The sequence below is a fragment of the Candidatus Omnitrophota bacterium genome, assembly GCA_028712255.1.
Lineage (GTDB): Bacteria > Omnitrophota > Gorgyraeia > Gygaellales > Profunditerraquicolaceae > UBA6249.
Genome location: JAQTQJ010000008.1, coordinates 43,687 through 56,493, shown reverse-complemented (window position 1 = coordinate 56,493; position 12,807 = coordinate 43,687). Strand labels below are relative to the sequence as shown.

The window sequence follows — 12,807 nt, the reverse complement described above, 5'->3', positions numbered from 1 at the left end:
CCTCCTTAAGATAACTTTATGACATTAAAAAAGAACATTATTTTTCGTTTTGCCTGGCTTCAGGATTTTGACCAGAAGCAGATAGATTAATAACCTCACCAGAAAAATCTAAATTAATTCCTTTTTTATCTATACTAAGGATCTTAGCCCCATTTACAACATCACCTACAGATAAAACCTCACCATTAATAATGGCCTGAGGCATCTTCCCTCCCCAGATTATTCCTTGTACTTTCAAAGAATTAAGATCAATAGTAGGCGCAATTAACTGACCCTCTCCTGGCTGTAAAGACACCTCTTTTTTCTCTTCTTTAACTAAGTATGTAGAAAACGGGTCACGAAGTTTTCCAGATTTATATTTGATTTGCGGACGTTCAGTTATCACATCCGAAGCACCTTCTTGAGCCAAAACAAAACCAGCTAAATTTATTCCGCCAGATAAAATAGTTAAAAATAACATAAAACTAAGAGTTCTTTTCATTATTTATAAGTAAGCGATAGTGCTGATTTTCAAATTAACGTTTAAATTTTCAGTAACAACTTCTTCTGGTCGATTAGATTCCGCTAAAGCTACACTTACTTCATCAACTATATAAATATCCTTATAACTCTCAACTTGACTGATAAAATCACCTAAGGAATGATAATTAGGGGCAGAAATCGTCAACAAAAATGATGTCTTTATGTAGGAGGCAAACGACTCTTCAGAGCTAGGCTTTATAGAAACAACCTTCACCGAACAATTCTTAGCTATGGCTGAAATTGAATCCATAACTGAACCTATATCTTTTTTTACAAAAACCTTCTTATATCCATCCATTTTCTTTTCCAGTCCCGATATCTCTTCCATAAGCATATTTTTCTTAACTTCATTATCTTTCTCCTGAACCAAGGAATTAGCCTTTTCATCACCAGACCTATAAATCTGAAAGGCGATAAATAATGCCAAAAGAACTACGCCTAAATTCAAAATCTTATTTTTATTTTTTTCCAATACTCCTGATTTTGCCATTCTATTTTTTCTCCGGAAGACTACGGCAAATTATCTTAAATACCGTTACGGTTTTATTATTTATCAGTTTTTGATCAATAGAACTTATTGAAATTTCTTTAAAATATTTGGAAAACAAAGGTTCTTTTTTCAAGTTTGTAAGAAAAATGTTTACCGAATCAAATTCCTGGTCAGTATTATCAAGATAAACCTTTCCACTAAGCGTAAGCTCTGCCGTAAGGTCCTTTTTTTGGTTAAAACTGAAACTATCTAACCATACCCCTTTAGGTAAAGCTGCCGGGATCGCATCAAGCGGGTAAGTAACATACTTTTGATTTTTTATTAAGTTTCCTAAGGTAATGATTTTTTTTCTATATTTTCCACTTAACGCGGTTAAGCTATCAAAACTGTCATCAGCAGGCATAAAGCTGATTTTTATGCGCTGGCTCCTAATTTCAGCCAATTTTTCCTGAATAGGCTTCTTACGCATTAATCCATACCCAAAAACAGCCGCGCACAAAAAAATACCTAAAATAATAAATTTTAAGTCAAGTTTTATACCCTCTAATAAACCAGCTGTTTTCCATCCCTCTGCAGCTTCCTTAGTTGCTTTAAGCCTAGCTCCAATCAAATTAATTTTTGTTTTAAGAGGCACAGACCTAAATAAAGCAGCAGAAAAACTTTTAGCAAGTATCGAAGAATACTCAACGTCTTTACCAAAAACTTTTTGAGTTTCTACAAACTTTACCGGTATAGCAGATTCCGTAAAAAAAGAATTTACCTCTGTAGAGCTATTCTTATCTGAGATAACAAAAATAGTCTTAATATTTTTTCCCGGAAATTTACGGTTATAGTAATCAAGAGAAACACGGATTTCATTTTTTAATTTCTCCTGCTTAGCAATAGAATCCGCTTCAACAGTTTGCTCAAATCCCGCAGGCTCTCCAGTTAGAACAAAATCACGGCTAAATAAAGAAAAACCGTTTTCAAAAACAGTGAAATTTGACTCATCTTCGTTATTTAAATCAAAACAAAGAATTGCAACTATGCCTGTTTCTTTTAGGCCGGATAGCTTTAAAAACCGTAAAATACTAAAAGCCGAGTACTCAAGCATACTAACTTTAAGGTTAAGCTGCTTGGCAATAGAAACATAATTTGCCAAAATTTCCTTCTTGATGCCGACAAAAAGCACTAAGCTTGTTTTATCTTTCTTGTTAAACAGAACCTGAAAATCATAATCCAGTTCCTCAAGTTTGAAAGGTATATATTTCTTTGCCTCAAAATTAACCGCCCCTTTTAATTCGCTCTGAGGAAGAAGCGGAATTTCAAAAGTACGAATAACTAAATCCTGCCCGGAAAGGCAAAAGAAAGCTTCTTCGGCACTTACATGGTAAGTCCGAAAAGCATCTTTGAGCATAGCCATTAGTTTTATATCCGATGGGACTTTTTCTTCTAATTCTGCCATCGCTAAATTAGGATGCGGCAGGCGGATGTTATTTACAATCTTTTTTCCGCTGGTTTCTACCAGGCAGATATCTTTAATTCCAAAATATATACCTAAAGAATTCATTGTCCATCTCCCGAAGTACTCTCACGTTTCTTAGACCTTAGCCAATTATCAATATCCTTACGGTCAAATCTCCAGACACCTCCCACCTTAATCCCTGAGATCTTACGCTGATTAAGCCAATTATAGATAGTTTGTTTCTTTAATTTTAAATAATCTGCTAATTCATCAATATCTATCAGTCTTGACATGAATACCAGTTTTCCTCTCTATCAGGCATACACAGTAGCTTAACTATAAAGTACTATGGTTTTAATTAAAACATAATCCACTTATCTTGTCAAGTATTTTTTTATATATACTTACTTATACTTACTTGCATTAGTTAACAGCGACGAATAATGGAGTATGCCTTTGCATACGCCATTATAATAAACTTACTTAGATTATAATATCTTATTAAATAAACTGCTAAGGTGAGTAAGTATAGGTGGCTTTGGCGCTTATCTTCCTTGTGCCAGAAATTCCTGTCCCAGTGTTATATACAGTAATATCTACTCGCTGAATTGATTTAGGCAGATCTGGCTCATTAATATCACAACCAGTTTTACACATAGTCTTTATATATTCTCCGCTAGCAGGCCATCCTACGTCATCATTCCTGCGTAGTTTATCCAAAGCATAAATCACTCCTGCCTTAACAGCATATTGGGCTTGAATACGGCTCACCTGATGATGGGTTAAACGTGACTGGTTAGAGATAATTCTTAAGATAACAGTAGTTAGGGTCACCACCAAAAGAATTACCCCTAGAACGATTAAAAGAATTATCCCTTTTTTAGTACAATTAGGCTCCTTCTGAAAAGGTATAGGAAGACTTATCCCTATAGAATTAGACATCTTTCCTTAAAGAAATCCGGTAGTCATTATTTGTTTTCACTAAAATGACATGTCCTTCCCGAGCAAGCCAGCCTAAACTCATTAAAATATTCTCTTTTGTACGATCAATATTCTTGCTCAGCTCAGTTAAACTAACCTCTCCCTTTTGGTCCAGGTAATGCCAAATCTCACCAGCAACTATACCGATTTCAATAATCATATTGCCTCCCTTAATTGTTTATTCTATAAACAATCAGTAATAAGTCAACTATTTTTTAATGAGCGCTTGACTTACGAACACGTAAGTGTGAGTAAGTCAATGCGCGAATTAGTCCCGCGGAGTGTGCCAAAATTATCGAAGAGAATTTTGGCACATGTTACGCAGCGGGACCTACTGATTTGAATTTATCCAATCAATCCTCTCCTGAGCAAATTTTGCTTCTTCCGTATTCTTCTGAATGACTCTTTTGTATATCTTCAATGCCTCTTTAAAATCCTCTTTATCTTCATAAAGTTTAGCTGCGCGCAAAAGTGCCAATACAGATGAATGCATATCTTGTTTGTCTAAATCAGCAGCCAGGATATATTGCTGGATAGCCGCATCAAACTCTAAATTACTTTCAAATACTTCAGCTAAATTAAAGTGAATATCAGCTGCATCCAAAACATCTGTCTCCTCAAGGCTTTTACTGTAATATAGCTTTGCTTTTTCATAATCCTGGAGCTTATAATATGCCTTTGCTAATGCTACTTGAGCTTGAGCTCTCAAATCAACGCTACCTAATTCAAGTACTTTTTTAAAACTTTCAGCTGCCTGTTCAAATTTATTCTCAGCAGTAAAAATCAGGCCCATAGCATAAAACACATCCGCAACTAGTCGGCTATCTGAAAAATCTTTTATTAAAGAATTGAAGTATCTCTGCGCAAGAACTAAATCACCACAACGATAATAATACTGGCCAAGCCACCACATAATATCAGGAAGAAGTTTTGAATCCGGATACTTAGTACGTAAAAGTTTAAAACTCTTGAGGGCTTCATTTACCTGCCCTAGCTTATAATAACAATCGGCAATTTCATATTCAGCCTTCTGGCGTAATTCAATATCCTGCGAAGCTAACTTAAGTGTATCTTTAAAAATAGAAAGCGCCTCATTGATTTTTCCTAAATTAAGGAGCGAATTTCCAAGCATATATAAGGCTTGGGAGGCTAAAGCGTTGTCTTTGAACTGTCCCTGAAACTTAGAAAAGATTTCGAGACTATTTTTGTAATCTGCTTTTTGAAAATAAGCTGTACCTAACGAATAAAACGTATCCGCCAGAAAATTCGATTGAGGATAATTTTTTAAAAAGGACTCAAAAATCATAACTGCTCCATCATAATCGCCTCTTTTTAACTTTAAAGCTCCAATTTGATATTGCGCATAATCTGCATAAGCTACAGTAGGGTATTTTTTTAGAATCTTCGTATAGGTTTCTTCGGCTTTTACTAATTCACCCTCATCCTTATAAGCGTCGCCCACCTGAAAAAGCATCTTGATATTAACAGCCTGGTCTTTACTTTTTTCCATAAGATCATCAAATATGCCTATACCTGAAGAAAACTGCCCTCCTTTTATATAAGCTAAAGCTAAATTATACCGCAATCTACTCGTTAACTCATCTGGCACCACAGAGCTGTCAATCTTATCCAATCCTTCTTTATAAACATCCGCGGCATGATTATATTCCGCTAGGTTATAGAGCGCATCCGCTTTACCTAAATAAGCCTGCATACACATCAAAGGATCGCTGCTTATATTAATAAGCTGTTCATAAAGTTTCTTAGCCTCATAAACGCGATTAGTCTGATTCATTAATACTGCCTGGCCCAATATAAAAATATCAAGGCTTTTTTTATCCAGACTACCATATTTAATATCCCCAAATACCTCTTCGGCTTCTTTATATTTAGCAAGCTTAAGATACGACCAACCAAGCCCTAACTTTGCCAATACCTGCGCCTTCTGCTCTTTAAAAGCCTGCACTGATTTAAGGTAGTTCTTAACTGCTTCATTGAAATTATCCAAGTAAAATTGCGACTCTGCCAAATAAAAATATAGGTAGGGCAGCCGCAATCTATCATTATTGTAAAGCCTAAGGACAGACTTCACCTTATTCTCTAATTCTGCATATTTTTTAAGGTTATACAAACACTCAATTAATTTAAAAGCAGCATCTTTACTCTGTGGCTCAGTTGGAAATTTCTCTAGTAAACTCATAAAAACCTGCAGTGCCTGGTCATATTTTCCCGTTTGGGAAAGCGACCAACCTAATGAATAGTAGGCTGAAGCCGTATACGATGAAAGAGGAAACTCATTTATTAGTTTATGATAAAGCAAGGCAGCATTATCAAAATTATTGCCTTTAAAATGCACCTCCGCCATCCAAAAATAAATAGCATCCTTAAAAGAGGCGCATTGTGGATCATTGAGTAATTCTTCAAAAATATTCAATGCCTCCAAATATCTGCCCTGCTGAAAATAACATTGTCCGCTTAAAAGGCGAGCCTGTTTTAATTGAGTTGAACCACTAAAATCATTCCGAAATCTTTCCAGCATACCGAGGCTCACTTCATAAAACCCATCTTCATAAGCTTTTTTTGCCATAAAAAGCAATTCAGTTTCCTTGGAGCCCTCATAAGCAAAGCTGACGGCGTTAAAAAACAAAATAAAAATAAATAGATAAATAATTATTCGCAACCAGCCAGTGAACGGGGATGCGCCGTCATCCCCGAGTGCCTTTATCGGGGATCTCTTTATAGATTCCCGCTGGAGCCTACCCTCGAATGTGTTAATCGAGGGCAGGAATGACAAATTGAAAAATTTTCCTAATAACTGACACTTTACAATTATTTTCTTCATTTATTCATTAAAACTTCTTTAAGGAATTTAGCGGTATATGAATTCTCTATTTCCACAAGTTCTCCCGGGCTACAAGCGGCAACGACCTCTCCTCCCCTATCTCCGCCTTCAGGGCCAAGGTCAATAATAAAATCTGCACATTTAATTACCTCTAAATTATGCTCAACTACAATCACTGTATTACCACGTTCAACCAATCTCTCTAAAACCGATATTAACCTGGCCACATCCGCAAAATGTAATCCGGTAGTAGGCTCATCTAAAAGGTAGAGCGTCTTGCCCGTTGAACGCTTTGACAGTTGTGAAGAAAGCTTAATCCTCTGGGCTTCCCCTCCGGATAAAGTAGTAGCGCTTTGGCCTAACTGTAGATAACCTAAACCAACATCGGATAAATACCCCAGGGTATTTTTTATCTTAGGGATATTGGCAAACAATTCCAGAGCATCCTCTACGGTCATCTCCAAACAATCTGCGATAGATCTGCCTTTGTATTTTACTTCTAAAGTGGCATTATTAAATCTTAACCCTTTACACAAATCACATTTAACATACACATCGGGAAGAAAATGCATCTCAATTTTCTTTATGCCGTCACCAGCGCAAGCTTCACAGCGGCCTCCTTTAACGTTAAATGAAAATCTTCCGGGTTTATACCCGCGTATTTTGGCTTCCGGAAGCTGAGCAAATAAGTCTCTTATATGGCTAAAAACTCCGGTGTAAGTAACCGGGTTTGACCGTGGTGTCCTACCAATAGGCGATTGATCGACTACAATTACCTGATCGATCTGCTGGATACCGCTTATGGATTTAAATAAACCTGGCTTATCCTTCGATCTATAGATCCTTTGCGCCAATGCCGGATAAAGTATATCGCTAATTAATGTAGATTTACCCGAACCCGATACTCCGGTTACACAAATAAAGGTACCCAAAGGAAAACGTAAATCAATATTTTTAAGATTATGCTCAGCTGCTCCCTTTATTTCAATATATTTACATTTACGCCAATTCCGCCTTTCTAGAGGCGTCTGAATTAAAAGTTCTCTACGTAAATATTTCGCAGTCAAAGATTCCTTATCTTTTAGAAGCTCTTCCCTATTACCGGAAAAAATAACCTTTCCCCCATGCCTTCCTGCGCCAGGCCCCAGATCCACAATATGGTCTGCAGTAAGGATTGTGGCTTGGTCATGCTCAACAACCACCAGGGTATTTCCCAAATCCCGTAATGCTTTTAAGGTTGAAAGTAGTTTTTCATTATCTCGCTGGTGCAAACCAATACTAGGTTCATCCAAAACATACAAAACCCCGACCAAACCGCTGCCTACCTGGGTAGCCAAGCGAATCCTCTGAGCCTCTCCACCGGATAAAGTCGAACTTTTACGGTCTAAAGTCAAGTAATCTAAACCGACATCTACGCAGAATTTTAATTTTTGAGTTATCTCCTTTAATGCCTGATAGCTTACTAATTTTTCCTTTTCCGATAATTCAAGAGAAGAAAAGAAATTTATCGCCTCTTTTATGGGCATTTTGCTAAGTTGCCAGATATTTTTCTGGTTAATCAATACAGCTAAGCTCTCAGGTTTAAGCCTTGCTCCTTTACACGCCGGACAAGGCAGAGTAGACATAAATTTACTAATTTCTTCTTTTAAATAATCGCTATCGGTCTGATGAAATAACCTTTCAAGATGCGGGATAACTCCTTCAAAAGGCTTACTACCTATAACTTCCTGCGTTCCATAAAGGACAACTTTCTGAATATGCTTGGACAACTTATTAAAAGGAGTATCCAAATCAAACTTAAGACGGTCACTTAATTCTCGAATAAGCCAACGGTAATAAAGGATATAGCCTCTACCTCCGCGTTTCCATGGTTCAAGAGCCCCTGCATTAATACTCTTCTTTTTATCCGGAATGATTAAATCCGGATCAAATTTTAGTTTATTACCAAGGCCATTACATTCAGGACAAGCTCCATAAGGAGAGTTAAATGAAAAATTACGAGGGGAAATTTCAGGATAGCTTATCCCGCATTTCAAGCAGGCATATTGCTCACTAAAGACCAGATCTTTTGATGCATTCTTTACAATGATAACTGTACCTTTTCCAATCTTTAAAGCAGTTTCAATAGAATCCGTGAGCCTTCTACGGACATCGTTTTTAATATTTAAACGATCCACCACTACTTCAATACTATGAATTTTATATTTAGCTAATTTAATCTTGTCGCTGACTTCGTAAATTTTACCATCCACTCTTGCCCGCATAAATCCGGACTTTTGAATCTGTAAAAAGATATCTTTGTATTGGCCTTTTTTCCCTTGAATTAAAGGTGCAAGAATTTGGATATCGCAATTCAACAGTAAGTTCATAACTGCTTCAACTATCTCCTGGGCGCTTTGGCTCTGAATTAAAGCACCGCACTTATAGCAATGAACTTTACCAATCCTTGCAAATAATAACCTTAAATAATCATAGATCTCAGTTTGGGTAGCAACGGTTGAGCGGGGATTACCACCAGCAGAGCGCTGTTCAATAGCAATTGCAGGAGACAATCCTGAAATAAAATCTACATCCGGTTTCTGCAATTGCTCTAAGAATTGGCGTGCATAACTAGAGAGGCTTTCTACAAACCGGCGCTGGCCTTCGGCATAAATTGTATCAAAAGCAAGGCTTGATTTTCCTGAACCGGATAAACCGGTTATAACAATCAGTTTATTACGCGGCAGCTCTAAGTTGATATTTTTTAAATTATGCTCTTTTGCCCCGCGGATAATTATAAATTTGTTTTCCATAGGAAATTAAAAATCTAGGGGACGGTTCTGTTTTTTTAAACTTAAACAGTAAAAAAACAAAACCGTCCCCATTTTTTACTAATAAATTACTTCTTTTTCTTCTTCCCGCCTCTTTTCATCTTGGCGCAAGAAACATCACCCTGCTTGTCCAAGAAATAAAGGTAACCTACTTTTCTTTTAATACCACACTTGGTTACCTTCTTAGGGCTACCGCCTTTTTTAGTACCCCTTTTCATCTTGGCGCAAGAAACATCACCCTGCTTGTCAATATAATAGAGATAACCTTTTTCCCTCTTAACCCCTACTTTAACGACTTTTTCTGCCATCTTTGTACTCACCCCCTTTCTATGTGAAAATCTAGGGACCGTTTCTATTTTTTAATTTTTAAAAATAGTAAAAAATAGAAACGGTCCCTTGTTTTTTAAGTGCCTATCTTCACCGGTTGTAAAATTTGTCTTAAAGCCGCGATAGCCGATAATACCGCTAAATAAGAAGTCTTGGGATTCTGCGGATGCAAAACATTCTCGGTACGCGTAAAAATCTTTGCAGCCTTAGATTCAATTAAAACTTCATGAATATTCCTTCTAACAAAGGGGCTGGCAATTATACGTACCTTCGTTTTGCGCATGCCGATAGCAGCTAAACCTAAAACCGCGGCAACATTAATATTTTGCGGAAAATATTTCACTGCCTGCGCTGCAGTTCCTGAAAATAGAACCTTATCTTTTTTTAGGCCCAAAAGTTTAAAATTATTTGTGACATATTCTACTCCCTTAAATGCATCGGGATGTTTACGTGTAGTCAAAACAACACTTTTTACTCCTGCAATATTAGCAGCCTTTAAAGCATCGACACCAGAGATGGCTCCACTGGGAAAATATACCTGAGTTTCATATTTTCGGGCTAAAGCAAACAATTCATCTGAATGCTCAACTACGCCTCCTACACTCATAATCATGACTTTACATCCGTTTAGTAAAGATTTACGCGCTATCTCCCAAGATGCCTTTGCACTAGAAGCCTCAATCACCAAATCCGATTTTTTAATAAGGGTATCAAGATTGGAAACGCACAATTTAGCATTTTTTACCAATTTCCTAGAAAGAACCTGGGCCTTTTCAGGCTTTATATCATAAATAGCTGCTAAATAAGCACAGCTGCGCAAATTAATAACTACCTCTTTTGCCAAAGAGCTGCCGATTGCTCCGCATCCTACAATACCGATTTTTAATTTTTTCATTATCTCTCTGTCATCCTGAGTCCGCCGCAGGTGGACGAAGGATCTGGTTTCTAGATTCTTCGGGCGTCCGCCATTGGTTTAGTGGCGGACTCCCTCAGAATGACTAGATTATCTATCAACCTTGTCTTGCCTATATATACGGCTAAAACAACTAAACAATTCCCGAAAATTCGCTTAAGCGGTTTAAGATTTATTGGATCAACTATCGCAATATAATCAATTTTTACCTGTTTCTTCTTGTCAATAAGCTGCCTCATCCTACTGACTAACCTTACGCAATCACGCTGGCCATTATCAATTAAAGACTTTGCCAAGGATAAAGACTTAAATAAAACTTTGGCGTATATTCTTTGATCTTTACTTAAATAGTGATTGCGAGAACTGACCGCTAAGCCATCAGGCTCGCGCACAATAGGCATAACTTTTACCTTAACTGGAAAGTTTAAATCTTTAACCATTCTGCCGATAATAGCTGCCTGCTGGGCGTCTTTCTGCCCCAGGTAAAGCAGGTCTGGCTCAACAATATTGAGCAACTTAGCTACAACGGTGGTAACCCCTCGAAAATGCCCGGGCCTAGATGCTCCACAAAGAACACTGCTTAATCCCTCGACATTAACAAAAGTAGAAAAACCTTCTGGATACATAATTTTAGCATTCGGCAGAAAAACTAAATTCACTCCTGCCTTAGAACATAATTGAAGGTCATTCTTAAGTGGATGAGGATATTTTTTTAAATCCTCATTCGGACCAAATTGAGTAGGATTAACAAATATACTCACTATAATAAAATCATTATCCTTGGCTGCCTGTTTAATAAGGCTTAAATGCCCAAGATGTAAAGCCCCCATTGTGGGAACAAAACCAACTGTCCTACCGCTACGCTTGGTTTTCTTAATTTCATTATTTAATTTCTGCGGATCAGTTATAACCCTCATAAAACCTCTTTTAACGGTTTAATTACAAAATCACGCTTAAACATACGCGGATGCGGGACAGTTAATCTTTTACTTTCTATAAACTTATCCCCATAAAGCAAAACATCTAAATCAATCACTCTGGGGCCAAAACGCACGCCTCGAGTACGACCTAGCTCATTTTCAATTTCTTTTAATTTTTTTAATAAATTTATAGGGGAAAATTTAGTCTGGATTTTTAATGCGGCATTATAATAATTACTCTGGCCAGCCGGGCCTCCAACAGAAGCAAATTCAAAAAATCTTGATATTTTAGTTATTCGGGTATCTTTAAGAGCGCCAATCTTTTTAATTGCCAATTTTATATTCTTCATACGAGAGCCCAAATTTGTTCCAACACCAATATAACAAATAACCATTAAGTAATCTTCTTTATGCGCTCTAAAGCCTCTTTAACCCTCTCAACAGAAACAGTTAAAGCCATACGAATATAACCTTCCCCATATTTACCAAACCCTGTTCCTGGAGTCACCACAATATTAACATCTTTTAAGAGTCGTCCAGCAAAACTTATGGAACTCTCCTGCGGCGGAACTTTAATCCAAACATAAAATGTCGCTTTTGGTTTCATTACCTGCCAACCTAAAGAATTAAGTCCTTCGACTAAAATATCCCTTCTCTGCTGATAGAGCGCACACATTGATTTTAAATAATCCTGTGGCCCTTCTAAAGCTCTAACTCCAGCAAGTTGGATAGCGGAAAATATTCCCGAATCGATATTGGATTTTACCTTTGCTAATGCGCCAACTAAAGCAGAATTGCCACATGCCCATCCGATGCGCCAACCAGTCATATTATAAGTTTTTGACAAAGAATGAAACTCGATCACAGTTTCTTTTGCTCCTGAAAACTCTAGTAAGCTAGGCGGTTTATATCCATCATAAGCCATTTCCGAATAAGCTAAATCCGAAATAATTATGATTTTATTTTTGACGGAAAATTCGATAAGTTGCTTATAAAAATCATCACTTGCACAACCGCCAGTTGGATTATTCGGATAATTAACAAATATTATTTTTGCTTTTTTACGAGTAAAAAATGAAATTTTGCTTAAATCGGGAAGAAATGAATTTGATGCCAACAACGGTAAAAGATAAGGCCTACCTCCTGCCAGAATTGTTCCGCCTTTATACGGAGGGTAGCACGGATCAGGAACAAGGGAAACGTCCCCTTGATTTAGAAAAGCTAAAGGAAAATGCGCAATACCCTCTTTTGAACCAATCAGTGGTAAAACTTCTGTATCCGGATTTAAATCAACATTAAACCTACGCTTATACCAACCTGCGATTGCGCTGCGTAATACCGGCATACCTTGATCTAAAGCATAACGATGGTTGGCCGAATCCTGCGCAGCCAGATTTAGAGCTTCAATAATGAATTTTGGAGTCGGCTGGTCAGGATCACCTATTCCTAGGTCAATGATATCCCTGCCTTCGGCGCGCGCCTGACGCTTGGCTTTATCAATCTCTAAAAACAAATAAGGTGGAAGAAAATTTAGTTTATTTGAAACTTTAAACATTGA

General features: G+C 37.2%; 13 protein-coding genes. All 13 read right to left on the bottom strand.

What is annotated here, in order from left to right:
- Positions 1-37: 37 nt before the first annotated feature.
- The 13 genes from PHC29_05030 to PHC29_04970 all read right to left on the bottom strand — a co-directional run bounded on the left by PHC29_05030 (position 38) and on the right by PHC29_04970 (position 12,804).
- Positions 38-481: a hypothetical protein gene (locus PHC29_05030; GenBank protein ID MDD5108854.1), complete on the bottom strand. Its 444-nt coding sequence runs from the start codon at positions 479-481 to the stop codon at positions 38-40.
- Between the two features lie 3 nt (positions 482-484).
- The gene (pilO, locus tag PHC29_05025) at positions 485-1,012 is read right to left on the bottom strand and encodes a type 4a pilus biogenesis protein PilO (protein ID MDD5108853.1); all 528 of its coding nucleotides are present in this window, start codon (positions 1,010-1,012) and stop codon (positions 485-487) included.
- A 1-nt stretch (position 1,013) separates the two neighbouring features.
- Positions 1,014-2,561 (bottom strand): pilus assembly protein PilM, encoded by a 1,548-nt coding sequence (gene pilM / locus PHC29_05020; GenBank protein MDD5108852.1) that lies wholly within the window; start codon positions 2,559-2,561, stop codon positions 1,014-1,016.
- A complete protein-coding gene (locus PHC29_05015; protein ID MDD5108851.1) occupies positions 2,558-2,749 on the bottom strand; it encodes a helix-turn-helix domain-containing protein in 192 nt (63 codons plus the stop codon). Before PHC29_05015 ends, pilM begins: the two co-directional genes overlap by 4 nt.
- Before the next feature lie 220 nt (positions 2,750-2,969).
- A complete protein-coding gene (locus PHC29_05010) occupies positions 2,970-3,398 on the bottom strand; it encodes a hypothetical protein (GenBank protein ID MDD5108850.1) in 429 nt (142 codons plus the stop codon).
- On the bottom strand, positions 3,391-3,597 hold the full coding sequence (locus PHC29_05005) for a winged helix-turn-helix domain-containing protein (GenBank protein ID MDD5108849.1): 207 nt from the start codon (positions 3,595-3,597) through the stop codon (positions 3,391-3,393). Before PHC29_05005 ends, PHC29_05010 begins: the two co-directional genes overlap by 8 nt.
- A gap of 171 nt (positions 3,598-3,768) precedes the next feature.
- On the bottom strand, positions 3,769-6,024 hold the full coding sequence (locus PHC29_05000; GenBank protein MDD5108848.1) for a tetratricopeptide repeat protein: 2,256 nt from the start codon (positions 6,022-6,024) through the stop codon (positions 3,769-3,771).
- A 251-nt stretch (positions 6,025-6,275) separates the two neighbouring features.
- Positions 6,276-9,071 carry an excinuclease ABC subunit UvrA gene (gene uvrA, locus PHC29_04995; protein MDD5108847.1) on the bottom strand — a complete coding sequence of 932 codons (2,796 nt, stop codon included), beginning with the start codon at positions 9,069-9,071 and terminating at the stop codon, positions 6,276-6,278.
- A gap of 86 nt (positions 9,072-9,157) precedes the next feature.
- Positions 9,158-9,397, bottom strand: a complete 240-nt coding sequence (locus PHC29_04990; protein MDD5108846.1) for a hypothetical protein — start codon at positions 9,395-9,397, stop codon at positions 9,158-9,160.
- Between the two features lie 95 nt (positions 9,398-9,492).
- Entirely contained in the window at positions 9,493-10,311 is an 819-nt protein-coding gene (locus PHC29_04985) for an aspartate dehydrogenase (protein MDD5108845.1), read from the bottom strand.
- A 50-nt stretch (positions 10,312-10,361) separates the two neighbouring features.
- A complete protein-coding gene (gene panC / locus PHC29_04980) occupies positions 10,362-11,246 on the bottom strand; it encodes a pantoate--beta-alanine ligase (protein MDD5108844.1) in 885 nt (294 codons plus the stop codon).
- On the bottom strand, positions 11,243-11,644 hold the full coding sequence (gene folK / locus PHC29_04975; GenBank protein MDD5108843.1) for a 2-amino-4-hydroxy-6-hydroxymethyldihydropteridine diphosphokinase: 402 nt from the start codon (positions 11,642-11,644) through the stop codon (positions 11,243-11,245). The genes panC and folK overlap by 4 nt, the downstream gene beginning before the upstream one ends.
- On the bottom strand, positions 11,644-12,804 hold the full coding sequence (locus PHC29_04970; GenBank protein ID MDD5108842.1) for an LL-diaminopimelate aminotransferase: 1,161 nt from the start codon (positions 12,802-12,804) through the stop codon (positions 11,644-11,646). The genes folK and PHC29_04970 overlap by 1 nt, the downstream gene beginning before the upstream one ends.
- Between the last annotated feature and the right edge of the window lie 3 nt (positions 12,805-12,807).